We start from the raw sequence: 25,453 nt of genomic DNA on the forward strand, positions 1-25,453 counted from the left end.
GAACGGCCCAGGGCCGGCGGATGACAGCCGCGCCGCGCTCACCTGCAGCGCGCGCGAACCAGGAGGTTACCATGTCCCTGATGATCACCGATGAGTGCATCAACTGCGACGTTTGCGAGCCGGAATGTCCCAATAACGCCATTTCACCGGGCGAAGAGATCTACGTGATCGACCCGGGGCTATGTACCGAGTGTGTCGGCCATTTTGACGAACCGCAGTGTCAGCAGGTCTGTCCGGTCGACTGCATTCCACTGGACCCCGAGCGCGAGGAGTCACAAGAGCAGCTGATGGAAAAATACGAGCGCATCACGGCCGTTGAAAGCTGATCATTAAAGACTTTCGACGAATTTGAAAAAAGGGGGCAGCCTTCAGGCTGCCCCCTTTTCATGATCGATTAGAGAATATGCCAGTCGAAGGGCTGCCCTGAAAGGCTCTCATTGCGGGGGCACTGTCATGTCTTGAGCATCGATCACACTGATTCTGATATCTGCATCCTGCGGGCGTACTGACGCCACACTATCGGTGTGGCAGGCTCGCGTCGTAACCATCAGTCGGTAGCCACATGTCCCAGTCTCGATCCCCTGCCTTTTTGCCGCGCCTTCACGACGTCTGGCGGCTTTCATGGCCCATCATCATCTCCAATGCCAGCGTGCCGTTGCTGGGACTGGTGGATACCGCCGTCATCGGTCACCTGCCCCACGCCCGCTATCTGGCGGCCGTCACCCTTGGCAGCACGCTGTTCAGCTTTCTGTTCTGGGGGTTTGGCTTTCTGCGCATGGGTACCACCGGGCTGACCTCTCAGGCCGCCGGGCGCGGCGAGGATCAACGCGTTCGCGACCTGCTCGGGCAGTCGTTGCTGATCGGTGCGATCATCGGCCTGGCCCTGGTGGCGCTGTCAGCACCGCTGATCGATATCGGCCTGCGGCTTTTGCAGCCCGACAGCGAGGCGACCGCACAGCTGGCCGCCGACTACGCGCATGTTCGTATCTTTTCCGCGCCGGCAGTGTTGATGAACTACGCCATCATCGGCTGGTTTCTGGGGCGTCAGAATGCCCGCGTCACCCTGCTTTTGATGCTGGTGACCAACAGCATCAACATAGTGCTCGATATCGTGCTGGTGGTCAGGCTCGACATGAACGTCAAGGGCGTGGCCACCGCATCGCTGATCGGCGACTACACGGCGCTGGCGGTCGGGCTGTGGCTGGTGCGGCGCGCGCTGAAAACGCTGGGGGGGCGGTTTGATGCCACGCCACTCAAGCGCATCACGGCCTATGGCGAGCTTTTCCGGGTCAATCGCCATCTGTTTATCCGCACCCTGTGCCTTTTGTTCGCCATGGCCTTTTTTACCTCCCAGGGCGCGCAGCTGGGCGATCAGACGCTGGCTGCCAATGCCATTTTGATGCAGCTGGTCATGATGGTCTCCTACGGCCTGGACGGATTTGCCAACGCCGCTGAAGCCCTGACCGGGCGAGCCGCCGGGCGACGAGACTGGCGCGAGTTCGCTGCGTCGGTACGAGCCTGTGCGGTATTTTCGCTGTTGACGGCGGGGCTGGCGGCGCTGGCCTTTGCGATTGGCGGCCCCTGGCTGATTGCGCGTCTGACCGGTATCGAGGCCGTTCGCCATCTGGCCGGCGACTATCTGCCCTGGCTGGTTGTCATGCCGATGATCGCAGTGTGGAGCTATCTTCTCGACGGGGTGTTCATCGGCACCACGCAGACCCGGGCCATGCGCGACACCATCATCGCCGCCCTGCTGGTCTACCTGCCGGTCTGGTGGCTGACCCAGCCACTGGGCAATCATGGCCTCTGGCTTGCCTTTACCACCTTTACGCTGGTGCGCTCGCTGGGGCTTGGCATGATCTATCTGGCAAGACGTCGAGGGCAATGGTCTGACCGGGGCGACACGAATCGTTTCAATGAATAGACCCCAGGAAAGCGCGATTTTCTTGAATTAACACTTTATACCTACTGGCCTAATATGCAGCCTGCACCTCTAAACGCCGGATGGTGGGATGGCAACGCTCAAGACAGCTCTTAAACATCTTCTGACTGGCCCGCTGGGCAGCCTCTTCTGGGCCCTGCTCGGGCTCATGGTGGCTCTTGCCGTGCTGCCGGGCCACCAGGTGTTTGGCCTGCAGGAGAGCTACCTGGGCTTTCACTCCCTGGTCGAGCTGACCTGCGTGATGGTGGCCGTGCTCTCCGCCCTTGCCATTTTTAACAGCTACCGAACGCTTTCGACCCAGTATCTGTGTGTGGGCAGCCTGCTGGCACTGTCAGCCGTTATGGACAGTCTGCACCTGCTGTCCATGCCCGGCATGGCCGATCTCTTCTCGCCCAACACGCTCGACAAGGCGATCTATTTCTGGCTTCTGGCCCGACTGAGCGCGATCAGCGCCCTGCTGCTGCTGTCACTTTCTCACCTGTCGGACCAGCCTGCCCGCTTTCCGCGCCTCATACTGATATCGTTTCTGGCAGCAGGCGTTGTGGCCCTGGTGGCCGTTTTCGGCTACCTGCAGCAATTACCGACGCTCTATATCCCGGGCCGGGGTCTGACACCGCTCAAGATCTCACTTGAATGGGAGCTGGCCGGCATGAGCGTGCTTGCCGGTATCATCCTGCTGCGCTCCTCACGCCTGCGCCAGCGACGTGACCGGGAGATGCTGACGCTGGCGGCCTGGGTCACTGCGCTGGCCGAGATCTGCTTTACGCTGTATGGCTCGGCCAACGATGAATTCAATATTCTCGGGCATGTCTACAAGGCCGTGTCCTACGTTTTGATCTTTCGCGCGCTCTTTTTGAGCCATCTGCGCTATCCGTGGAAAGCACTGACCGAAACCCGAACCACGCTGACGCATCAGGAGCAGCGCTGGAACCTGGCCCTGACAGGCTCCGATACGGGCGTGTGGGACATGAATCTCGTCACCGATGAACTGTTTGCGTCCGCCCAGTTTCATCAGATTCTGGGCTATCGCAACGGTGCGCTGCCGCGCGATGCCCAGTCCTGGCGCGAGCGCCTGTTTCATCCGGATGATCTCGAGCATGTGATGGCAAGCTTTGACGAGCATGTGGCCGGTCGCAACGCCCACTGGCGCTGCGAATACCGGTTTCTCGATGCCAGTAACAAGTGGCGCTGGCTGCAGGCCAACGGCCAGATCATGGCCTTTGATGAAGACAAACGCCCGACCCGGATCGTGGGGACGGTCATCGACATTCAGACGCGCCGTGAGCAGGAACAGCGCCTGGCGGAAACCCGCCGGCGTCTGCAGACCCTGTTTGATACCACGCCAACCGGCATGCTGGTGATCGACCATCTGGGCGTGGTGCATCAGCACAACCCCATGCTGGAGCAGCTGCTGGCGCCACACGAGATCGTTATCGGTGAGGAAAACATCTGGCGGTGGGTCAGCAACGACCATGACGCGCAGGCTCTGCAGCACTGGCAGACATGGCAGGGGCAGGACGCCACCCAGCGCCGCGAATCGACCTGGCACCGCGAGCTGCGCATGGACCTTTATGGCCATGGGCGGGCCGGGCAACCGCTATGGGCGGAGTGGGTCATTGCGCCACTGCCGGAGGAAAACCTTTATCTGTTGCTGATCGAGGACATCAGCGCCCGCAAGCAGGCCACCGAGCTTTTGCTGGAAAATGCCGGGCTTTATCGCAGTACCTTTGAAAGTGGCAATGCCATCAAGCTGCTGCTGGACCCGGAAAACGGCGCCATCGTCGATGCCAACGCGGCCGCCAGCGACTACTACGGTCATTCGCTGGACACGCTCAAGACGATGACCATGCAGGACATCTCGTTGACGCCGCTGATCACCCGTCAGCAGCGCGCTCACCAGACGCTGGCACAGCACGAGGGGCATTTCGAGACGCGCCATCGCCTGGCCGAAGGCGCCATACGCGATGTCGAAGTGTTTGTGGCCCCCGTGGTAATCGGCGGTAGAACGCTGATCTATGAGATGGTCCATGACATCACGGCGCGCAAGGAGGCCGAACAGGGGCTGGTGCTGCTCAACCAGCGTTTGTCGCGCGACGGTCTGTATCGACAGCATCTCAACCAGCTGAGCACGTATCTGTTCGAGCTTGACGACATTAACGGGGTCGTACCGCTGCTAAAAGCGTATCTGCCCCGGTGCTTTCCCGACACCAGTGGCGAACTGGCCCTGCGCATCGAGGAGCTGGATCAGGCGCACTGCATCACCTGGGGCAACCCGCTGGCTGCGCAGCCGGCCTTTGAATATCGCCAGCGTCTGACCACGGCCACCGGCGCACTGGGACGCATGACCCTGCAGGCGGTCCCGCTGGATGACGAGGACCGCCAGCGTCTCGAGCGCATGACCGATGAGACCGCCCGCATCCTGACGCTGACGCTGATCAACCTGCGCCTGCGCAGCCAGTTGACCAATCACGCCTACCGCGACGCCCTGACCGGGCTGTACAACCGGCGCTATCTCAACGAGACGCTGCCTGAACTGCTTGCCGGCTGCAGTGACGAGGCCCCGGTATCGCTGGCCCTGCTCGATCTGGATCACTTCAAGCGGCTCAACGATACCTGGGGGCACGACGCTGGTGACCAGGTGCTGGTGGCGCTGGGCGAGATTCTGACCCAGCGGCTGCGCGCCACGGACATCTCGTGTCGCTACGGCGGCGAGGAGTTCATCGTGGTGCTGCCGGGGGCCAACGCCGGCATTGCCATGATGCGTCTCAACGAGGTGCTCGAGCAGTTCGGTCGATGGTCCATGACCATCGGAGATGATCGGATCGAGCATCTCACGTTCTCGGCCGGGCTGATCGAGGCGCGTTGCCAGAGCCGCGACATGAGCACCCTGATCGAGATGGCCGACCAGGCGCTTTATAGCGCCAAGCATGCCGGTCGCGGGCGTGTGCACCAGGTCGAGCAGGCACTACCACTGACCTGACCCGCAGAAAATGGCCCAGCGGGCCGGCACCAAAGACCTCTCTTTGGTCGTAGAAAGCATTGCCATAAACCGGCGTCAGCCCGGTAACCGAACGGCCCGACAGGTGAAAAAGCCGGCGCTGATATAACGATGCCACGTTGGTCGCATTGCCTGACCTGATCGATTCGATCATTTTTTTCTCTCGTTTTAATCATCACATCTGCACCTTGCAGATATTTGTCATGATCAGCGGGAGACATGCCCATGCGTTTGCTTGCCACGGTACAAAAGGTTCCAGGCGGTCTGATGGTGGTGCCGCTGATTCTTGGCGCAACGCTCAATACCATCGACCAGCTTCATCTGCCCTGGATTACGGCGGTATTGCAGTGGCTGGGGGCCGGCCAGACCGACAGCGGCAATTATGAATTTCTGCGCATCGGCGGTTTTTCCCAGGAGCTTTTCAAGGACGGCGCTCTGGTTCTGATCGCGCTGTTTCTGTTCTGCTCGGGCAGCCAGATGAACCTGCGTGTGGGTGGCAAGGCGCTCAAAAAAGGGCTGTTGCTGGTCAGCGCCAAGTATCTGACCGGTCTTGCCGTGGGGCTGGCGCTGGGGTTCATGTTTGACCCCATCAATGGCCTGCTGGGCCTTTCCACGGTGGCCATCATCGCCGCCATGACCAACGGCAACGGCGGCATGTATGCCGCACTCACCAGCCAGTACGGCAACCGCTCCGACACTGGTGCCGTGGCGATTCTCTCGCTCAACGATGGCCCCTTCTTCACGCTCATGTCGCTGGGGCTTTTAGGCTCGCAGTTCCCCATGATTGCCTTTATTGCCGTGCTGCTGCCCATCGCGCTGGGCATGCTGCTGGGCAATCTGGATGAAGACATTCGAGCCTTTCTCAAACCCGGCGAGATTCTGCCGGTGCCCTTTTTTGCCTTTGCCCTTGGCGCCAACATGAACCTGGCCGTGTTTTTCAATCCGCAGGTCGTGGGCGCTGGCCTCTTGCTGGGCGTGATGACCACGGTGCTGACCGGTGGCGCCGGCATCCTGATCTTTCGAGCCTTTCGTGAACGCAGCGTGATCGCTCCGGTTTCTGAGGCCACAACGGCCGGTAACGCAGCCGGCACCCCGGCGGCCATCGCCGCGGCCGCCGCCGTTGCGGCCAGCTCCGGCATGATGAGTGCGGCAGAAGCGCAGAGCTATCAGGACCTGGTCAACGTGGCGACCTCCCAGATTTCGATTGCCACCCTGACCACGGCGATTCTCGGCCCGGCGGCCGTGATCATCATCGACCGCTGGCAGCGCCGACGCGGTATCGATGGCACACTCGAAGACGAGCCGGCACGAACAGCCGACAGGGTGGATGCCTCTTCCGGCCCCGGCGCGTAAGCTACGCTGACAACCCTTATGCCATGACATCCGTTATAGCCTGTGCCGGCCGATGTGCCGGCACGACGTCGGGAGCGCACATGAAAACCTCACTGTTGTATGGCCGGGGCGAGCTGGCACTCGACGTGCCGGATAACGCCTTTATCGTGACACCGCCGGCGCAGCCGGCCCTTGAGTCACCGCAGCAGGCCGTTCGAGACGCCCTTGATGCCCCCATCGACACGCCGCCCCTGCGTCAGATGGTGCAGGCCACGGACCGGGTGGCGATCGTGATCAGCGACATCACCCGCCCCACACCCAATCACGTGCTGGTGCCGCTTCTGATCGAGGCGATGGATCACGTGCCGCACGAGCAGTTCGTTATCATCAACGGCACCGGTACCCACCGTGACCAGACCGAAGAAGAACTGCGCACCATGCTGGGTGACTGGGTGGTGGATCACATCGAGATCATCAACAACCACTGCGACAACTACGACGAGCTGGTCAACGTCGGCGACAACAGCTTCGGCTGTCCGTCCTGGCTCAACAAGCGCTACGTCGAAGCCGATTTTCGCATCGTCACCGGCTTTATCGAGCCGCACTTCTTTGCCGGCTTCTCCGGTGGCCCCAAGGGCATCATGCCCGGCATCGCAGGGCTTGAGACCATCCTGACCTTCCACAATGCCCGCATGATCGGCGACCCGCGCTCGACCTGGGGCAACATGGCAGACAACCCGCTGCAGGCCATGACGCGCGAGATCAACGCGCTGTGCCCGCCGCACTTCATGCTCAACGTCACGCTCAATCGCGACAAGGCGATCACGAAGGTGTTTGCCGGCGACATGGCCCAGGCACACCGGCAGGGCTGCGAGCACGAACTCAAGCACGCCATGGTGCGCTGCGATGAGCGCTTTGATGTCGTGATCACGGGCAACTCCGGCTATCCGCTGGACCAGAACCTGTATCAGGCCGTCAAGGGCATGAGCGCGGCGCACAAGATTGTCCGCGAAGGCGGCACCATCCTCATGGCCGCCGAGTGCTCGGACGGCCTGCCCGACCACGGCCGCTTTGCCGAAATTCTCGGCATGGCCGATTCGCCCCAAAAGCTTCTGGAGATGATCGAAAACCCGGACTTCAGCATGCTCGATCAGTGGCAGGTGCAAAAACAGGCCGTCATCCAGTGCTGGGCGGATGTCATGCTCTACTCCACGCTCACTGACGATCAGGCGCGCCTTGCCATGATGACGCCGGTCCATGATCTTGAGGAGACGCTTGCGACCCTCAAGGCGCGTTATGGCGAGAACATGCGCGTGGCCGTCATGCCGCTGGGGCCGCTGACGGTGCCCTATGTGGATGACAACGCCGCAGATGACGACAACGCCTGAACGTCAGGAGAGTGACATGAGCGATCAGCTGATTGCCCGCCAGGCGGTCAACGCCGCCCCCCGATCCGGCCCCGAACTTGAGCACACGGTCAGCGACGGCCGGGCGCTGGATCAAAAGCTTGAAACGCTGCGCGCCATGCTGCGCGAGATGGGCGACGTCGTGGTGGCCTTCTCGGGTGGGGTGGACAGCACCTTTCTATTGGCCGTGGCGCTGGAGACCCTGGGCACGGACCGGGTACTGGCGGTGACGGCAGATTCCGAGTCCTACCCCTTTGAGGAGCTCGACGCTGCGCAAGCCCTGGCCGAGCAGCTGGGCGCGCCGCACCGGGTGATCGAAACCTCCGAGATCGCCATCCCCGGCTACGCCGACAACGATGCCCAGCGCTGCTACTACTGCAAGACGGGGCTGTTTACCCATCTGGCGCCCGTCATGGTCGAAGCCGGCTTTCACAACATCGTCTTCGGCCTGATTGCCGATGACGACGGCGAACACCGCCCGGGCACCGTGGCGGCGCGTGAGCACGGCGTGCGCGGTCCGCTGCATGAAGCCGGTCTCTACAAGGCCGAGATTCGCGAGCTCTCCCAGGCGATGGGCCTGCCGACCTGGAACAAGCCTTCGCTGGCGTGTCTCTCTTCCCGGGTGGCCTACGGCGAGCGCATTACGCTTGAAAAGCTTGAGCGCATCGCCGAGGCCGAGCGACGCATACGCCGCCTTGGTGTGACGCAGCTGCGCGTGCGTCATCACGGCGAACTGGCACGCATCGAAGTCACGCCCGAGGAGATGCCGCTGCTGCTGGCCCATCACGACTGGGTGGTCGAGACGCTGACCGAGCTGGGCTATGCCTGGGTGACGCTGGATCTGGCCGGCTATCGCAGCGGCAGCATGAACCGGCTGCTGCGTCATGAGGAAGACACACTGCATGGCTGAACGGCCCCCCGAGCCCATTTCCGATCTGGGGTTTGCCCGCGTTGACCATGACCGCGAAGCGCGCAACGGCGTGCCGGAAGTGGTCTTTGGCGAAGGCAAGCGCGCCGAGCAGATCAGTGCCATCGTGGCGCGGCTGCTCGCGCGCCATCAGCGCGCGCTGGTCACCCGCGTCGATGAAGAACGCGCCGAAGCCGTCCTGCGTGATCATCCCGATGGCCACTATGACCCGGTCAGCCGCCTGCTGCACTGGGGCCGGGCACCGCAGTCGCTGCCCGGCAACGCAGCGGTGGTCTGCGCCGGCACCTCCGATCTGCCGGTCGCGGAAGAAGCCGCGCAGACGCTTGAGTGGCTGGGCGTTCATGCCCCGCGCCTTACTGATGTGGGTGTCGCCGGCATCGACCGGCTGCTGGCGCATCGTCAGGCGCTGACCCGCGCCGATGTCCTGATCGTGGTGGCCGGCATGGAGGGCGCCCTGCCCAGCGTTGTGACCGGGTTGGTCAACAGTCCCGTCATCGCGGTGCCGACCTCGGTGGGCTATGGCGCCAGTCTGCAGGGCGTGACGGCGCTTCTGGGCATGCTCTCGGCCTGCGCCACCGGCATGAGCGTGGTCAATATCGACAACGGCTTTGGCGCGGCCTGGCAGGCGGCCGGCATCCTGCGGCTGGCCGCGCGCGGCGTGCAGGACACGCCCCTTCACTTTGACTCGCCACAGGACACGTCCGGATCATGACCACGCTGCACATTGACTGCACCTTCGGCATCGCCGGCGACATGCTGCTGGCTGCGTTGATCGATCTGGGCGCCGATCAGGCCTTTATCGATCGCGAGCTGCGCCGCCTGCCCATCGACGACTTTCGGCTTTCCAGCGAACGCGTGGACCGTTGCGGCATCAGCGCGCGGCGGCTGTCGATCCAGCTGGACGGCGACCCGTCTCCTCACCATCAGCCTCATCACGAACATCATCACAGTGGGCATCATCATGGTCATGGCAACCACGACCACGACCACAACCACGACCATGACCACGACCACGACCACGACCACGACCACGACCACGACCACGACCACGACCACGACCACGACCACGACCATCATCAGGGTGGCGCGGCGCATCACTACCCGCACCGCCCTGCCGGCGAGATTCTCGATATGCTGGCGCACGCCACACTGCCCGATCGGGTACGCACACGCGCCACGGCGCTGTTTACCGCCATCGCCGAGGCCGAGGGCCGCATTCATGGCATCGACCCCAGAGACGTGCACCTGCACGAGGTCGGCGCAATGGATTCGATCATCGATATCATCGGCGTGTGTCTGGCGCTCGAAAACCTGGGGGTGGATCACATCACCGCCTGCCCGGTCCCGGTCGGCCACGGCGTGGTCTCCATGGCCCATGGACGCTTTCCGATTCCGGCCCCGGCCGCGCTCGAGCTTTTAAAGGGTGTCCCGCTGTCCGACTTCGATGCGCCGGGCGAGCTGACCACGCCCACGGGCGCGGCCTTTCTAGGGGTGCTGGTGTCCCGCTTTGGCACCCTGCCGGCACACACACCGACGCGGATCGGCTACGGCGCCGGCCATCGCAATCCGGCGCATCCCAACGTGCTGCGGACCGTCCTGTTTGATCACGCCACGGACGCGCCTTCGGGTCACGACAATGATCAGACATCCACCCGGGAACAGATCACCGTCCTGTCCTGCCAGGTCGATGACGCCACCGGGGAGCAGCTCGGTCATGCGCTGACGCTTTTAATGGACGCCGGGGCGCTGGATGTCTTCCACACGCCGGTTACCATGAAAAAGTCCCGCCCCGGGGTGCTGGTGACCGTACTGGCCCGGATGGAAGATGCCGACCGGCTGGAAGGGCTGCTGCTGATCCATACGCCCACCTTTGGCGTGCGACGCCAGACCTGTCAGCGCCGCATTCTCGAGCGCCATATCGAGACGCTGACGACGCCGCTGGGCGAAGTACGCATCAAGGTCGGCCTGCTGGAGGGCACCGTTTTGCGCCAAACGCCGGAGTACGAAGACCTGCGCCGTCTGGCGCTCGCCCATGACCTGTCGCTGAGCCAGACCCTCGAGCACGTTCAGGCGGCCCTGCGCGCGTCAGACTGAGCCCCCGGCGGGCCACACCCTGAGCCATCAGGGTGACAACGACTCACGGCGGGCGGCGACGATGCCTGCCCCGCCGGGCGGTGATCGTTATTATCTTTTCGATCACGCCCACCGACCGGCCACCTCTGAAAATTTATCCTTTTATTTTCATCAGCATGTATAAAATTTAGACCTTTGACGCACGACATAACGCTTGCCCTTTATTATCGTTTCGATCATTTTATCTTTTTAAAACTATCGAAACGATCAAAAAGGCCATGAGGTCACTGCCATGCCCCGCCCTGCCAATGCCTCAAACAGCTCTCGTTATCGCACCAGGCTGTTGATTCTGGCCGATGACCTGACCGGCACCGCCGACTCGGCCGTGACCTGCAGCAGCGCCGGACTGACCACGCAGGTTCTTTTAAACGCCACCGCCGAGGCCCCGGCCGACGTCATCGCCATCGATACCGATTCCCGGAGCTGTGCGCCGGCGCAGGCGGCACGGCGCAATCGCGACTGTCTTGAGCACTGGCAGGGTCGGCATGAGTCTCTCTACAAGAAGATGGATTCGACCCTGCGCGGCAACGTGGCCGCCGAACTTGCCGCACTGATCCCGCTGGCCGGCATGGCCATCGTGGCACCGGCCTTTCCGGCCACCGGTCGCACAACGCGCCAGGGTCGCCAGTATCTCGATGACCGTCCGGTCGAGGCCTGCGAGGTATGGACCAACGAGGGGATGACCGGCCGGGCCGATCTGGTCGCCATGCTGAAACAGGCCGGCCTTGAGACCGCGCTTTTAACACTTGATGACCTGCACCAGCCGCCCGAGGCCGTTACGCAGCGTCTGGCGAGCTGGCAGCGCGAGGGCGTTCAGGCCGTGGTCTGCGACGCACTGACCGGAGACGATCTTGCCCGCATCGCACACGCCTCGGCATCGCTTTCCAGCGTGTTCTGGGCCGGCTCGGCAGGGCTTGGCGAGGCGCTGCCCGAAGCGCTTGGTTTGCTGCCCACCAAGACAGCCACCGACTCACCGGCGACAGCTCATTCGACCGGGCCGACCCTGATCGTGGTCGGCAGCATGAGCGGTGTGTCCCACCGTCAGGCCGATGCCCTCCAGGCCCTTGCCGGAGCCTCGCTTGAAACCGTATCGCTGGAAGCCGCCCTGCTGCGCACCACGGCTTCAGACAGTGAGCACGACGCCCTTCGAGCACGCATCGAAAAGGCACTGCGTTCAGGTCGTGACGTGCTGGTGCGACTGGTGCAGGGCGAGGATCGCAACACGCAGGAGGCATCGCAGCTCAGCGACCGGCTTGGCGAGCTGCTGGCCCCCCTGCTGTCTCACGTATCGCGCCTGATCGCCACGGGCGGCGCCACGGCTCGCGCCATTTTGACCGCCGCCGACATCGTCGAGCTCACGCTTCTGGATGCCCCGGATATCGGCATGGCGCGCATGACAGGCCCTGCGCCACGCTCGCTTGAAGTCATCACCAAGGCCGGCGGGTTCGGCGATTCGGACGCGCTGGCCCGCCTGTGGCATGCCGGTCGCCCAGGCCCCACCCAACACGGCCCTTTCACACTATCAGGAACTTCCTCCATGACAGACCGCCCCGTTATCGGCATTACCATGGGCGACGCCGCCGGCGTTGGCCCGGAAATCATCGTCAAGAGCCTGGCGCATGACTCGGTGCACCAGCAGTGTCGGGCGCTGGTGATCGGTGACGCGCGCCGCCTGCGCGACGCCGCGGCGCGTCTGGGCAGTCCGGTAACGATTGTTGCCATTGAAAGCCCGGATCAGGCCCGCTTCGAGCCCGGGATCATCGACTGCATCGATCTGGCCCTGATCCCGGAAGATCTGCCCTATGGCGAGATCTCCGCCGTGGCGGGTGATGCGGCCTATCAGTATATCGCCCGCACGGTCACCCTGACCCAGCAGGGCCAGCTTGATGCCATCTGTACGGCGCCGCTCAACAAGGCGGCCCTGCATGCCGGGGGACATGTCTTTCCCGGGCACACCGAGCTGCTGGCCCATCTGACCGGCACCGAGGAGGTGTCGATGATGCTGGTGACGCCCAAAATGAAGGTGATCCACGTCACCACTCATTTAGGGATTATCGATGCCATCGCCCGTATCGAGCCGGGCCTGGTGCAGCGCACCATCGAGCGCGCTCACGAGACGCTGGCCCGCGCCGGTATCGACAACCCGCGCATCGCGGTGTGTGGCATCAATCCGCACGCCGGCGAAAACGGCCTGTTCGGTTACGGCGAAGAAGAAGAGAAGATCATGCCGGCCATCGAGGTTTTGCGCGCGCGCGGCTGGGACGTGGAAGGCCCGCTGCCGGCGGATACGCTCTTTTTCCGCGCCGGGCGCGGTGATTTCGACTGCGTGGTCGCCATGTATCACGATCAGGGTCACGGCCCGGTCAAGGTGATGGGGCTTGAAGCCGGCGTCAACGTCACGGTCGGCCTGCCGGTCGTGCGCACCTCGGTGGACCACGGCACGGCGTTTGATATCGCAGGCCGGGGGATGGCCGATGAGCGCAGCATGCTGGAAGCGCTGCGCCAGGCGGTCGAGCTTGCCGGCCGGCATGATGGCAACATGGGCTGAACCGGAGCCACCGATAACGATTTTTCAATGCTCAGGAGAGACACATGGCGATCATCGGTTTTGCAGGACTCGGACTCATGGGCGCCGGCATCGCCGGCAACATTTTAAAGGCAGGATATGCGCTCAGGGTACTGGCGCATCGTAACCGTCAACCCATCGACGACCTTGTCGCCCGGGGCGCCGAGGAGGTCACCAGCGCGGCAGTGCTGGGTAGCGAATGCGATATCGTTTTTCTCTGCGTCACCGGGGCACCGCAGGTCCGGGCGCTGATCGAAGGCGATGAGGGGATCCGCGCCGGCGCCCGAAGCGCCGGCCGCAAGGGCCTGGTGATTGTTGACTGCTCGACTTCCGAGCCGACCGTGACCCGCGAGCTTGCCGCTTCGCTGAGCGAGGATGACATCACGCTGATGGATGCCCCGCTGGGCGGCACGCCTACCCAGGCCGAGGCCGGCGAGCTTCAGGCCATTGTCGGAGGGGATGCGTCAACGCTGGAGGCCATTCGCCCGGTGCTGGACACCTGGACCACGAAGATTTTGCATGTCGGCCCGGTCGGCGCCGGTCACACCATGAAGCTGCTCAACAATTTCCTCGCCATGGGCTATGGCGCCATCTTCACCGAGGCGCTGACCATCGGTGCCAGGGCCGGTATTACGCCGCAGACGTTTGATAGCGTCATTCGTGGCTCACGCATGGACAGCGGTTTTTATCGCACCTTTTTCCAGTACGTGCTGGAGCGCGACCGCGACGCCCATCGATTCACGCTGGCCAATGCCCACAAGGATACCCGCTATCTGGCCTCACTGGCCGAAGAGATGAACGTGGACGCCGGCGTTGCCAGAGCCGTTCGGGATCTCTATGCCAGCGCAGAAGACCAGGGGGATGGCGAGAAATTCGTACCGGAGCTTTCCGATATCTTTGCCGCCCGCCATCAGGTCTTTTTGAACCAGGCGCCGGACACGGCCGGAAACTGATATCGTCACGGCGTGATGTCTGTCTCACCAAGGAGTCGCAATGAAGGTTGCCCGCCGCCGCGAGGCCATGCTCAATGCCGTGCTGTCCGGCATGACCGATGTAGAGACCCTGTGTGCCCACTTTGGCGTCTCGGAAGCGACCGTGCGGCGCGATCTGGGGGCGCTGGCCGAAGAGGGGCTGATCGTGCGCACCTATGGCGGCGCCGCCCACATCGGCACCCGCGAGCCGGAGCTGACGCTGGAACAGCGCCAGTCCTGCCACGAGCAGATCAAGACACGCCTGGCGGCGCTGGCCCTTGAACAGATCAGGGATCATGACACGCTGCTGCTCGATGGCGGCACCACCACGGCCGCGCTGGCCAACGTACTGCACCAGCGCCAGGGGCTGCACGTCATTACCAACAATCTGGCCGCTCTGTCGGCCCTCAGACGCCTTCCCGAGGGCCGGGTGACCGTACTGGGCGGTGAGGTGCGCCTGTCCAGCATGACCACCATGGGGCCCGCCGCTCAGGCCATGCTGGCCAGGCTGTCGGTTGATCGGGTGTTCATGAGCGCCGACGGAGTAGCCGCCGATCTGGGGCTTTGCGAGGCAAGCCCGGAACAGGCCTGGCTCAAGGAGCTGATGATCGCTCGCAGCGCCAGATGCTATGTCATGGCCGATCATACCAAGCTGGGGCGAACCAGCCAGCAGCACTGGACACCGCTGCCGGCGCAGTGGACGCTGATCACCGATGCCAGTGATGAGCGCGCCCTGACTCCCTTTCGACAGCACAACGTCTGCGTGCTTACCCTGAACGCGTCATCGAGTGAGTAGCGTCGATGCCGGCGCACAACGAAAAGGCCCCGCTTGATCGCGGGGCCCGGGGTTAACGTTCGGGGGTAAAACTCGGCGGGTCGCTGGCGGGAAAGCTTTCCTCCATCGCCTCATCCACCCCGCCGATATCGCTATCGATGGCCGGATCGCTGTTCAGGATTTCCGCTTTCTCATCGACGATCAGCTCATCGCTGACGTTGACCATATCGACCGGCACCCAGACATGCTTGCCGTGCTCGTCGGCCAGTCTGAGGTAGCCGTCCTCTTCGGTCTCGACCCGGCCCAGCAGCTGGCCCCGGGTGTCGTGTACCTCACGTCCCTGCTCGATTGTCATGGATGCGTCTCCCGCACTCTGGAACATGAATGGCGATTGCCCTCACTGGTCCTTTCAAGCCTGGCACCGCTGAAGGTAACGAAAGCGGCAATATTGTTGATTTATATCGACCGATGCGCACAGGACTCGCGATTACGGTACCAGGATACTGCTCGGGTACACTTTCTTGCGTGGCGTTACCATCGAGAGATGGCCTTCATGCCTTCGGTTAACGCTGAAGGCATATCCTGAGCCCTTCACCGCCCTTGAGAACCTCGACACAACGCCTGGACGTCGATCGCAACAAGGTGCGTCTGGCGGCGGCACGCCATGCACTTTCGCGCATCAGCCATTATCATGGCCGGTGTTTATACAATAACGCTGACACCTGACCGGAATGTTATCGATACCGATTTCTGGCTACGCTGTCAGCAGTACCACATTCACTGCACGCAGGATGATGATCGCTTATGACCACCCAGCAGCAGATTATTGACGCCCTCGATATCGGCGCGCATTTCGATGCGCAACAGGAAGTGGAACGACGCATCGATTTTCTGGTCAAGTCTCTTGAAGACACCGGCACCCGGGCTCTGGTGCTGGGCATCAGCGGCGGCGTGGACTCCACCACGACCGGACGTCTGTGCCAGCTCGCCGTGGAGCGCATGCGTGAACGCGGCGGCCACGCCACGTTTTATGCCATGCGCCTGCCCTATGGCGAACAGCACGACGAAGACGACGCCCAGGCCGCCATCAACTATATCCGGGCAGATGAGCAGCTGGATGTGAACATCAAGCCTTCGGCAGATGGCATGCTCGAAGGTCTTGAAAAAGGCGGGCTTGATTTCAACGACGTCCATCAGCGTGATTTCGTTCACGGCAACATCAAGGCACGTGCCCGCATGATCGCGCAGTATGCCGTGGCCGGCCGACATAACGCTCTGGTAGTGGGCACCGATCACGGCGCCGAGGCGGTCATGGGCTTTTTCACCAAGCACGGGGACGGTGCCTGCGACATCACCCCGCTGGCCGGGCTTAACAAGCGCCGCGTACGCGCTTTACTCAGCGTGCTTGAGGGACCCGAGACACTGGTCAACAAGGTGCCGACCGCGGATCTGGAATCGCTCTCTCCCGGGCGCACCGACGAAGAGGCCCTCGGGGTCACCTACGATCAGATCGATGACTTTCTTGAAGGCAAAAGGATCGATGATGACGCGGCGCAGCGCATCATCAGCACCTATGAACGCACGGCGCACAAGCGGGAGCTGCCGGGCGCGCCGTAAGCCTTTTTGATTCTGAAATCCCGATGCCGACAACCTGTTTGAGCGCCCGCGACTTGACGCGGAGCGCTCAAGCATCTGAGATAGCCTCTCACGCAAGGAGGCACACATGCATCAAGAGGATTCCCCATCAGGCGATCGCAGCCAGCGCGACCGCTACCCGCCCGCCAACAGCTGGGCCGATCAGCCACGTGGTGAAGCGCCCGAGGAAGACAAGTCCCCACGCCCCCGAAGCGTACCGCGCTGGCGCGAACAGCTCTATCTGGTCTGGGATCTGGTCATCATGGTCCTGGTCTCGGCCAGTCTGCTTTTGATCCTCTTTGACACGCTCTATCTGACCGGGCCCTTTCGCGCCATGCTCTCGGCCATCTCACCGTCTCTTGAGCAGGGCGGCGCCTGGCTGCATGACAATTTCGAGGCCATCGATCTGTGGTTTGTCGCCATCTTTGTACTCGATGTGCTGGGCGGCTGGGCCTTTGCCATCTGGGACAGGCGCTATCACCGCTGGTTTTTCTATCCGTTCGTCCACTGGTACGACGTGCTCGGCTGCATCCCGGTCGGCGGTCTGCGCATGCTGCGTGTGCTGCGTGTCATCGGGCTTTTGATTCGACTTCAGCGTACCCGCCTGATCGATATTCGCACCTGGGGCATCTATCGCTTTTTCTACAAGTACTACGAAATCGTGCTCGAGGAGCTCTCCGATCGCATCATCGTGCGGATGCTCACCGATGTGCAGGAAGGCTTTCTGTCGAAGGGCAATCTGTCCCAGCGCGTGACCGACGAGGTGTTGCTGCCTCGCAAGCAGCAGCTCATTGATGACGTTTCTCACCGCATTCAGCGCGTGCTGGGAGAAAGCTATGCCCATCATCGCGACGACATCAACGACTGGGTCAGCGGATTGATTCATCGCGCCGTGACGGAAAACCCCACCATTCGCAGCCTTCAGCGCCTGCCGATGGGCGCCCAGGTGGTCGAGGCCATGGATGGAGCGATGGCCGATGTGACAAGCCGTCTGATCCGTGAGGCGGTAATCGGCATCCGCTCGCCGGACTTCAAGGCATTGATCGAGGAGCTGGCCAATCGCACCATCGATCGCAGCGTGCCCGCCAGCACCAGCGACTATCAGGCGCTTGAGCAGGTGCTGGTCGAGGTGCTCGACGTGCTCAAAAGCGAAGTGAAGGTGCAGCGCTGGAAGGAGCGCTACTACTAGCAGGGGAGATGGCTGGCGAGAAAACGACGGGGACGGCGCTACGTCGCCGTCGTTGCCTCGCGGCGACGCCAGTACAAAAGCGGAATCCCGAGTGCCACAATCGTCACCCCGATTACGCCGCCCGGCCCGGCGTTGACGAGACTGGCATACACCAGCCCCGCGCATACCAAACAAAACGCCACGGGCGTGACCGGATAGAGCGGCACGCGAAAGGCCCGCACCCCGCCATCCCCTTCCCGCTGGCGCAGTATCAAAAGCGACAGGCCCACCAGCAGCAGAAAGCCCCAGAACACCGGCGCCGTGTAGTCCACCATGGCCTCGAAGCCGTCGCGATGCAGATCTCCCAGCGCCACCAGTACCATCGACAAAATGCCCTGCACCACCAGCGCATTGGCCGGGTTGTCACCGCGCTGACTCCACATGCCCAGACGTCTTAGCGGCGGCAGATCGCGCCCCAGCGCATAGTAGACGCGCGCGCCGGTAAACAGCGTGGCATTGAGCGTGGAGAGCGTGGCGGCAATGACGATCACCGTCATGGCCAGCGCCCCGCTATCGCCCAGAATGACCTGCATCATGCTTGACGCCACGGCGTCACTGTTGCGCAGACCTTCAAGCCCTAAAACGCCCAGATAGCTCAGATTGATCAGGGTGTACAAAACGATCAGCAGCAGAGAACCGATCACCAGCACGCGAGCCATGTCACGTCGGGGGTAGCGCATGTCGGCCGAGAGATAGGCGGCCTCGTTCCAGCCGCCGTAGGTGATGAGGACAAACACCATGGCCATGCCCAGTGCCGAAAGACCGTCTCCCAGTGGCGCGCTGCTTTGTTGGGACAGGGTGTGGCCTTCCATGCTGCCAAGACCCAGCACGATCACCCCCAGCATCAGTGCGACGGTGACCAGGGTAAAAAGCCGCTGGGTCAAACGCCCCTGATGGGTACCGATCACGTTGATCAGCGTAAAGACCAGAATCGAAAGGCCGGCATAAAGCGCCGGGCCGTGCTCGCCCAGCGAGAAAAGCGTGCTGGCGTAGTCGCCGAACACAAACGCCACGGCGGCGATGCCGCCGGTCTGAATGACGGTGCCGCGCGCCCAGCCAAAAAGTATCGCCACCCGCTGGCCCAGCGCGCGGGAGAGGAAATGATATTCGCCGCCGGCATCGGGATAGCGTGACGCAAGCTCTGCGTAGCACAGCGCGCCCATCAGCATCACCACGCCGCCGGCCAGCCATACCCCCAGAAAGGCCCAGCTGCTGTCAACGTGGCCGGCGACCAGCGGCGGCGTGCGAAATATCCCGACGCCGATCACCACGCCCATCATGATGGCAACGGCGTCGGGTACGCCCAGATAGCGACGCACGCCGGTCGCGGCGCTTGCGCTCATGGAGAATCAGGATTCACGGCTGGCCTGCCAGTCCGCATCCACCGGCTCTCCCGGACCTTCCAGCGCCTCGATCGGCTCGACGGCCTCGATGCGATCCTGCGTGACGCGTCCGTAAAAGCGCTGATGGTGCTCGCCGTCGGCCAGAGTAAAGGCGATCCGGTCACCCAGCAGCCGCGCATTGCCCACGGTCACTGCCTGCTCATCGCGCTGAGCGGTGCCGCGAACTTCCTGATAGCGCTGCGACAGCGTCAGGGTGATGGAGGTGTCGCCCTGCATCATCTGCCACTCACCTTCGACCCGGGCCGGCACGTGCCAGAGATAGACGGTGCGCCCGTCGATGGTGCGCTGCTCATCAGAGGGCCAGTCCCCCATGTCGAAAGCGTGTGAGACCACCCGCGTGCCCGGTGCCATGTCGGCAAGAATTCTGGGACGCAGCTGCTGATTGATGGTCGGCAGCAGATACAGGGTCAGGACATCGGCATCGGCGATGGGCGTGTCAAAAAGATCTTCCCGGCGAAATTCGACCCGGTCGGTCACGCCTTCACGCTCGGCGTTCTCGTTGGCCTCACTGATACGTTCGGGGTCGATATCCACGCCCAGTACCTCGGCGCCCCGCTGTGCGGCGGCAATGGCGATGCGCCCGTCACCGGAGCCCAGATCGATCACGCGGTCGCCCTCGCTGACCTCGCCCATCTCCATCATGCCTTCCACCACCGGTTGCGGCGTGGGGACATAGGGCACATCAAGCTCGATACTGGCCGCCGTTTCGACGTTATCGGCCGCCTGCTGCTGCGCCTGGACCACCGTTGCCAGACCCAGCGTGGTCAGCAGCAGCCCGGTGCCAATCACAGTGTGAACGGCGTGTTTTTTGTACTTGTCAAAAGGCTTGAAGGACATGACTGACGGACTCCTTTGCAATCCGGGGTAAGAGCGTTCGTGATGCGCCCGTTTATCCTGCGTTGAAAACCAGGGCCCTGCCACTGCCTTCAATAAGGTTTCAGCAAGGCGGGGCGTCCCGTGGGTCGAGACTCGGTCATGACATCCTTTAGCGGGAGGCGTGGTCGGGGCGGGTCGCCATTTTCCCCAGCGTATCGTCACGCCGGATCAGGCCGTGCCAGACTACGGCCAGCAGCACATGTCCGGCTATCAGCACGCCCAGCGTCCAGGCCATCCAGACATGCCAGCGAGCGGTCAGCTCCGCCAGCCCCGACATTTCGCGACCGCCGCTCATGAGCTGCGCGCCGAACACCTCCAGCGGTTTGCCGGAAGCCCAGTTCATGGTCAGGCCCAGAAGCGGTACCACAATCATGAGCAGATACAGGAGAAGCTGACCGAAGGCGACCAGCATCTCGGCGCCGCGGTCATGGGGCGGACGGTTGGAAAGGTTATAGAGCCCCCACGTCGAGCGCAGGGCCACCAGCAGCATCAAAACGAAACCGATGCTTTTGTGGCTGCCTACCATAAAGGAGACCCAGGGCATGCGACCGACCAGGTTGGCTGCAATCATGCCCGCGAACTGCCACAGCAGCAGTGCCGCCATCAGCCAGTGAAAAAGACGGCTGATCCGCCCATAATATTCACGAGTATCCCGCCAGGCGATGGAAGGCACGAAAGGCTCCTTGAAGCGTGGGCCACGCGACACGCGCGACAGTCAGACCTACATTAGTGCAGCGGGCTTGTCTGGTGCTGAAAAATGCCTGCGAAAGCATTCGCCCTTGCGTGCCGTCAATATGTATTACCATGGCGCCTGCCATTTCACCGGGAACATGATGAATCATTTCTCAGCCCTTCTTTTTCGTCGCTTCGGCGCTGCCCTGCCGGGCGTGATACTGACCTGCCTGCTGCTGAGTGCCTGCGGTGCCCCCGGCATGGCGCCGGCCGAGCTGAGCCTGCGCGAGCACGCCCCGCTGGCCGGGCTCGAACACGGCCGGGACACGGCCGGCCACTGGCCGGATACCCGGTGGTGGCATGACTTTAATGACCCACAGCTCAATGCCCTGATCGAGCGTGCCATGCGCGAGGCGCCGTCGCTGGACAGCGCTCGCGCCCGCTTTGACGCCGCCTCCCGTCAGCTCGAGGGCCGTCAGGCCGATACAAGCGCGCAGATTGAAGGCAGCGCGCGGGCCAACCAGAGCATCAGCCACACCGACCTTGAATACCCGGCGCTCGGGCTGACCGGTTTCGAGACCGACAGCACCGGCGCCAGCCAGCGCAGCAATGTGGGGCTGGCCACCCTCTCGTTTGACTGGGAGTTTGACTGGTGGGGCAAAAAGCGCGCCGCCATCGAGGCTGCCATGGATCAGCGCCACGCCGCACGGCTTGAGCAGGCCGCGGCCGCCAGCGCCCTGCAGGCAGGTATCACCCGCGCCTACATGGACTGGCAGCTGCGCCAGGCTCAGCTGTCGAGCCTGGCGGCGCTGCTGGCCTCGAGCCGCGATAGTGTACGGATTACCGCCCTGCGCGTTGAACGCGATATCGAAAACCCGGCACGGCTGGATCAGGCCCGCGAACAGATCTCGAGTCTTGAGCAGCAGCGCGCGCAGATCGAGGGTGCCGCCCGGCTGGACCAGGTGCAGCTGGCCGCCCTGATGGGCGTGTCGCCGGATCAGCTCGATGACCTGACACCCGCACCGCTGCCGCATCTGGACACCACCCTGCCGCAGGAGGCCGGGCTCGAGCTGATCGCGCGGCGCCCGGACATCATGGCCAGCCGCTGGCAGGTCGAGGCCGGCATGCGTGGTATCGACCAGGCACGTGCCGACTACTATCCCAACGTCAGCCTGTCGGCACTGGCAGGCTTTTTGCGCGTGCACCCGCTGGGCAGCGGTCGCAACGAAGATGTCGCGGTGGCCTCGTTCGGCCCGGCGGTCACGCTGCCCATTTTCGAAGGCGGCCGGCTCGATGCGCGCTATAACGCCAGCCGCGCACAACTTGAAAGTGCCATTGCCGACTACAACCAGCGCGTCGTGGACGCCGCCCAGGATGTGGCGCGCCAGACCGTCACCATGGATCAGATCGAGGCGCAGCGTGCCGCACAGACGCAGGCGCTCCAAAGCTTTCAGCATCGCCTCGAGCTTGCCCGCCAGCGCGACGCGCGTGGGGTCGAGGACCCGCGCGCCCTGATCGAGGCGCAGCAGGGGCTGGTCCGGGAGCAAATGAACCGCCTGGCGCTCGATGGCGAGCTGCTCGATACCCGAATACAGCTGATTCATGCTCTGGGCGGCGGTTATCATGGCCGCGTACCCGAGCGTGATGCGCGCTATCTAACGAGTGGAAGCACAACCGATGGCCACTGAGACCGATCACACGGCCGACGCCGGTCAACCGCCCGTTGAAGGCGACCATCCCGAGGCGCCGGTGTCGCACAAAAAGCGCAACATCATTTTGATCATTATCGCCCTGGTGTTCGTGCTCGCCGGCATCGGCTGGTATCTGCTGGATGCGCTGGTTCTCAGCACCCGGGTCATTACCGATGATGCCTATGTGCAGGGCGATCAGGTCAACGTCTCCGCACAGATCAACGCCACCGTGACCGCCATCAACGTCGAGGACACCGAGCCGGTCAAGCGTGGCCAGGTGCTGATCACGCTCGACGACAGCGACACCCGCAATGCCCTTGATCAGGCCGCCGGGCAGCTGGCACAGGCCGTGCGTCAATATCGCCGGCAGCAGGCACAGGCCGTTCAGCTTGATGCCGCCACGGTCACCGCGCAGGCGCAGTTCGAACGTGCCCGCGACGAGTATCAACGCCGCAAGCCCCTGCTGGCGCAGCGCGCCGCTTCAAGGGAAGAGGTCGACAGCGCCCGGCGCCAGTTCAATGCCGCCCAGGCACAGCTCGATCAGGCCCGCGCGCAGGCCCGTGCGGCGCACGCGCTGATCGACGGCAACGATCTGTGGCACGACCCGGGCGTTTTGCAGGCACGCGCCGCCTATCGCAATGCCTGGCTTGCCCAGCAAAGAACGCAGGTGATCGCGCCGGTCGACGGTCGTGTGGCCAGCCGACAGGTGCAGCTCGGTCAGAGCGTGCAGGCCGGTCAGCCGCTGCTAGCGGTCGTGCCGCTCCATGATCTCTGGGTGGATGCCAATTTCAAGGAGACCCAGCTGGGGCGGGTGCGCATCGGCCAGGCCGCGAGTGTGACCACCGATTTCTACGGCTCGGACGTGGTCTATCACGGCCACGTGGCCGGGCTGTCGGCGGGCACCGGGGCGGCGTTTTCCCTGCTGCCGGCCCAGAACGCCACCGGCAACTGGATCAAGGTGGTCCAGCGCGTACCGGTACGTATCACCCTCGATGGCGACACGCTCGAGTCCCATCCCCTGCGGGTGGGGCTTTCCACCTACACCCGGATCGAGCTGAATGATGACGCCGATGGCCCCATGCTGGCAGAGGCGCCCCGAGTGCGACCGCCGCAGCATACCGAGGTGTTTGACGCGCGACAGCGCCAGGCCGATGACGCGGCCCGCATCATCATTCGCGACAACGCCGGTGAGCTGCTCACCGACGCTGACGACCGCGCCACGCCATGAGCGAGGCGGCCACCGCATCCCCCGCGCAGGAAGCGCTGCCGCCGCTGCGCGGTATCAAGCTGGTACTGCTGACGCTGGCCATGGGACTTGCCACCTTCATGGAGGTGCTCGACATTTCCATCGTCAACGTCTCGGTACATACCATCGCCGGCGACATGGGAGTGAGTACCAGCGAAGGCACCTGGGCGATCAGCGCCTACGCGCTCTCCAGCGCCATTGCCCAGCCCCTGACCGGCTGGCTGGCGCGCCGTTTTGGCGAGGTGCGCCTTTTTTGCACCTCCATCTCGCTTTTTATCGTGTTCTCGGCGCTGTGCGGGCTGGCCAACAGCATGATCATGCTGGTGGTCTTTCGCTTGCTGCAGGGCGCGGTCTCCGGGCCGCTGGTGCCGCTGACCCAGACGCTTTTATTAAAGAACTATCCGTCGGAAAAACGCAGCATGGCCATCGGACTGTGGGCGATGACGGTGGTGGTTGCCCCCATCTGTGGCCCGATTCTGGGCGGCTGGCTGACCGACAACTACTCCTGGCCGTGGATTTTTTACATCAATATCCCGGTCGGCATTCTCTCGCTGGTGTTAAGCCTTTGGCTTTTGCGCGGGCGCGAATCGAAAACCACCCGCGTGCCGGTGGATGTTATCGGCCTGGGGCTTTTGATCGTGGGCGTGGGGGCGCTGCAGTTCATGCTCGACAACGGCAACGACCACGACTGGTTTGCCTCCCCCATGATCGTGACGCTGGGCATTGTGGCGCTGGTCGGCATTACCTTTCTGATTGCCTGGGTGCTGATGCACCGCCGCCCGGTGGTCAATCTGCGCCTGTTCGGCCAGCGCAACTTCGCCATCGGTACGCTGTGTCTGTCGCTGGGCATGTTTGCCTTTTTCGGCAATACCGTCATCACCCCCAACTGGGTGCAGCAGGTGATGGGCTATAACGCCACCTGGGCGGGGCTTGCCGTGGCGCCCATCGGTATCCTGGCGCTGTTTGCCTCGCCGCTGGTCGGGCGCTTTCAAAACCATTTTGACCTGCGCGTGCTGGTCACCGTGGGCTTTGGCATCTTTGCCTTCTGCTCGTTCTGGGCGGCAGGCTTTAACAGCCAGATTGCGTTTGGTGAGCTGGCCATGCCCCGCTTCGTGATGGGCGCCGGCGTGGCGTTCTTTTTCGTTCCTATCAATCAGATCATTTTTGCCGGACTCAGAGACGATCAGATTGCCGACGCCTCCGGACTTTCCAATTTCTGCCGAACGCTGGCCACCAGTATCTCCACAGCGGTGTCGGTGACGCTTTATGACCATCGCAGCATCTACCATCATGCGCGCCTGACCGAGTCGGTCGTGCCCGGCAGCCCGGCCACCGAACACTATCTGGATCAGCTCGGCACGCTGGGCCTGCAGGACCAGCGCGCCTGGATGATGATCAACGAGGTCGTCAACGCTCAGGCCGCTACCATGGCGTTCAACGATGTCATCTGGATCTTTGGCATTATTTTTATTATCACCACGGCCCTGATCTGGCTGGCGCGCCCGCCCTTCCCCGCCGGCGGCCCGATGCACTGAGCTTATCGAGTCTTTTCTCACTATCCATTAAGCACCAATTAAGCTCATGTGCCAGACTACCCTGACCGACTATCCTTGGTGCTGACGCTGTCTGAAATCCCCTCCCTGCCAGTCAA

20 protein-coding genes are annotated in these 25,453 nt (G+C 63.0%); 16 read left to right on the forward strand and 4 right to left on the reverse strand.

Annotated elements, in window-relative coordinates; genetic code table 11:
• The first annotated feature begins 71 nt into the window (after positions 1 to 71).
• The 11 genes from ACXMYO_RS10595 to ACXMYO_RS10645 all read left to right on the forward strand — a co-directional run bounded on the left by ACXMYO_RS10595 (position 72) and on the right by ACXMYO_RS10645 (position 15,072).
• On the forward strand, positions 72 to 326 hold the full coding sequence (locus ACXMYO_RS10595) for a YfhL family 4Fe-4S dicluster ferredoxin (protein WP_438764522.1): 255 nt from the start codon (positions 72 to 74) through the stop codon (positions 324 to 326).
• A 236-nt stretch (positions 327 to 562) separates the two neighbouring features.
• Positions 563 to 1,924 (forward strand): MATE family efflux transporter, encoded by a 1,362-nt coding sequence (locus tag ACXMYO_RS10600; RefSeq protein WP_457808677.1) that lies wholly within the window; start codon positions 563 to 565, stop codon positions 1,922 to 1,924.
• An 88-nt stretch (positions 1,925 to 2,012) separates the two neighbouring features.
• A complete protein-coding gene (locus ACXMYO_RS10605; RefSeq protein ID WP_457808678.1) occupies positions 2,013 to 4,922 on the forward strand; it encodes an MASE3 domain-containing protein in 2,910 nt (969 codons plus the stop codon).
• Positions 4,923 to 5,165: 243 nt separating this feature from the next.
• A complete protein-coding gene (locus ACXMYO_RS10610; protein ID WP_438764526.1) occupies positions 5,166 to 6,293 on the forward strand; it encodes a 2-keto-3-deoxygluconate permease in 1,128 nt (375 codons plus the stop codon).
• Positions 6,294 to 6,373: 80 nt separating this feature from the next.
• A complete protein-coding gene (gene larA / locus ACXMYO_RS10615) occupies positions 6,374 to 7,660 on the forward strand; it encodes a nickel-dependent lactate racemase (protein WP_457808679.1) in 1,287 nt (428 codons plus the stop codon).
• 16 nt (positions 7,661 to 7,676) lie between these two features.
• Positions 7,677 to 8,588, forward strand: a complete 912-nt coding sequence (larE, locus tag ACXMYO_RS10620) for an ATP-dependent sacrificial sulfur transferase LarE (protein WP_457808680.1) — start codon at positions 7,677 to 7,679, stop codon at positions 8,586 to 8,588.
• Positions 8,581 to 9,318 (forward strand): nickel pincer cofactor biosynthesis protein LarB, encoded by a 738-nt coding sequence (gene larB / locus ACXMYO_RS10625; protein ID WP_457808681.1) that lies wholly within the window; start codon positions 8,581 to 8,583, stop codon positions 9,316 to 9,318. Before larE ends, larB begins: the two co-directional genes overlap by 8 nt.
• Positions 9,315 to 10,700 (forward strand): nickel pincer cofactor biosynthesis protein LarC, encoded by a 1,386-nt coding sequence (gene larC, locus ACXMYO_RS10630; protein WP_457808682.1) that lies wholly within the window; start codon positions 9,315 to 9,317, stop codon positions 10,698 to 10,700. Before larB ends, larC begins: the two co-directional genes overlap by 4 nt.
• 271 nt (positions 10,701 to 10,971) lie before the next feature.
• The gene (gene pdxA / locus ACXMYO_RS10635) at positions 10,972 to 13,287 is read left to right on the forward strand and encodes a 4-hydroxythreonine-4-phosphate dehydrogenase PdxA (RefSeq protein ID WP_457808683.1); all 2,316 of its coding nucleotides are present in this window, start codon (positions 10,972 to 10,974) and stop codon (positions 13,285 to 13,287) included.
• A 44-nt stretch (positions 13,288 to 13,331) separates the two neighbouring features.
• The gene (locus ACXMYO_RS10640) at positions 13,332 to 14,258 is read left to right on the forward strand and encodes an NAD(P)-dependent oxidoreductase (RefSeq protein WP_457808684.1); all 927 of its coding nucleotides are present in this window, start codon (positions 13,332 to 13,334) and stop codon (positions 14,256 to 14,258) included.
• Positions 14,259 to 14,298: 40 nt separating this feature from the next.
• Positions 14,299 to 15,072: a DeoR/GlpR family DNA-binding transcription regulator gene (locus ACXMYO_RS10645; protein ID WP_457808685.1), complete on the forward strand. Its 774-nt coding sequence runs from the start codon at positions 14,299 to 14,301 to the stop codon at positions 15,070 to 15,072.
• Positions 15,073 to 15,124: 52 nt separating this feature from the next.
• On the opposite strand, the gene ACXMYO_RS10650 is transcribed toward ACXMYO_RS10645, so the two are convergent.
• Entirely contained in the window at positions 15,125 to 15,406 is a 282-nt protein-coding gene (locus ACXMYO_RS10650; RefSeq protein WP_438764536.1) for a hypothetical protein, read from the reverse strand.
• Positions 15,407 to 15,855: 449 nt separating this feature from the next.
• On the opposite strand from ACXMYO_RS10650, the gene nadE reads away from it, so the two are divergent.
• Together nadE and ACXMYO_RS10660 are read left to right on the forward strand one after the other, a co-directional pair.
• On the forward strand, positions 15,856 to 16,668 hold the full coding sequence (gene nadE / locus ACXMYO_RS10655) for an ammonia-dependent NAD(+) synthetase (RefSeq protein WP_457808686.1): 813 nt from the start codon (positions 15,856 to 15,858) through the stop codon (positions 16,666 to 16,668).
• 106 nt (positions 16,669 to 16,774) lie between these two features.
• The gene (locus tag ACXMYO_RS10660; RefSeq protein ID WP_457808687.1) at positions 16,775 to 17,875 is read left to right on the forward strand and encodes an ion transporter; all 1,101 of its coding nucleotides are present in this window, start codon (positions 16,775 to 16,777) and stop codon (positions 17,873 to 17,875) included.
• Between the two features lie 38 nt (positions 17,876 to 17,913).
• On the opposite strand, the gene ACXMYO_RS10665 is transcribed toward ACXMYO_RS10660, so the two are convergent.
• The 3 genes from ACXMYO_RS10665 to ACXMYO_RS10675 form a co-directional block, all read right to left on the reverse strand.
• A complete protein-coding gene (locus ACXMYO_RS10665) occupies positions 17,914 to 19,257 on the reverse strand; it encodes an APC family permease (RefSeq protein ID WP_457808688.1) in 1,344 nt (447 codons plus the stop codon).
• A gap of 6 nt (positions 19,258 to 19,263) precedes the next feature.
• Positions 19,264 to 20,154 carry a methyltransferase domain-containing protein gene (locus tag ACXMYO_RS10670; protein WP_457808689.1) on the reverse strand — a complete coding sequence of 297 codons (891 nt, stop codon included), beginning with the start codon at positions 20,152 to 20,154 and terminating at the stop codon, positions 19,264 to 19,266.
• Between the two features lie 148 nt (positions 20,155 to 20,302).
• The gene (locus ACXMYO_RS10675) at positions 20,303 to 20,866 is read right to left on the reverse strand and encodes a cytochrome b/b6 domain-containing protein (protein WP_438764545.1); all 564 of its coding nucleotides are present in this window, start codon (positions 20,864 to 20,866) and stop codon (positions 20,303 to 20,305) included.
• Between the two features lie 160 nt (positions 20,867 to 21,026).
• Between ACXMYO_RS10675 and ACXMYO_RS10680 the strand changes: the two genes are divergently transcribed.
• From ACXMYO_RS10680 to ACXMYO_RS10690, 3 genes are read left to right on the forward strand one after another with little or no spacing between them, the layout of a single operon-like run.
• The gene (locus ACXMYO_RS10680; RefSeq protein WP_457808690.1) at positions 21,027 to 22,553 is read left to right on the forward strand and encodes an efflux transporter outer membrane subunit; all 1,527 of its coding nucleotides are present in this window, start codon (positions 21,027 to 21,029) and stop codon (positions 22,551 to 22,553) included.
• Positions 22,543 to 23,784 (forward strand): HlyD family efflux transporter periplasmic adaptor subunit, encoded by a 1,242-nt coding sequence (locus ACXMYO_RS10685; RefSeq protein WP_457808691.1) that lies wholly within the window; start codon positions 22,543 to 22,545, stop codon positions 23,782 to 23,784. Before ACXMYO_RS10680 ends, ACXMYO_RS10685 begins: the two co-directional genes overlap by 11 nt.
• On the forward strand, positions 23,781 to 25,337 hold the full coding sequence (locus ACXMYO_RS10690; protein WP_457808692.1) for a DHA2 family efflux MFS transporter permease subunit: 1,557 nt from the start codon (positions 23,781 to 23,783) through the stop codon (positions 25,335 to 25,337). The genes ACXMYO_RS10685 and ACXMYO_RS10690 overlap by 4 nt, the downstream gene beginning before the upstream one ends.
• Positions 25,338 to 25,453 lie beyond the last annotated feature (116 nt).

The organism is Kushneria sp. EE4 (genome assembly GCF_977968315.1).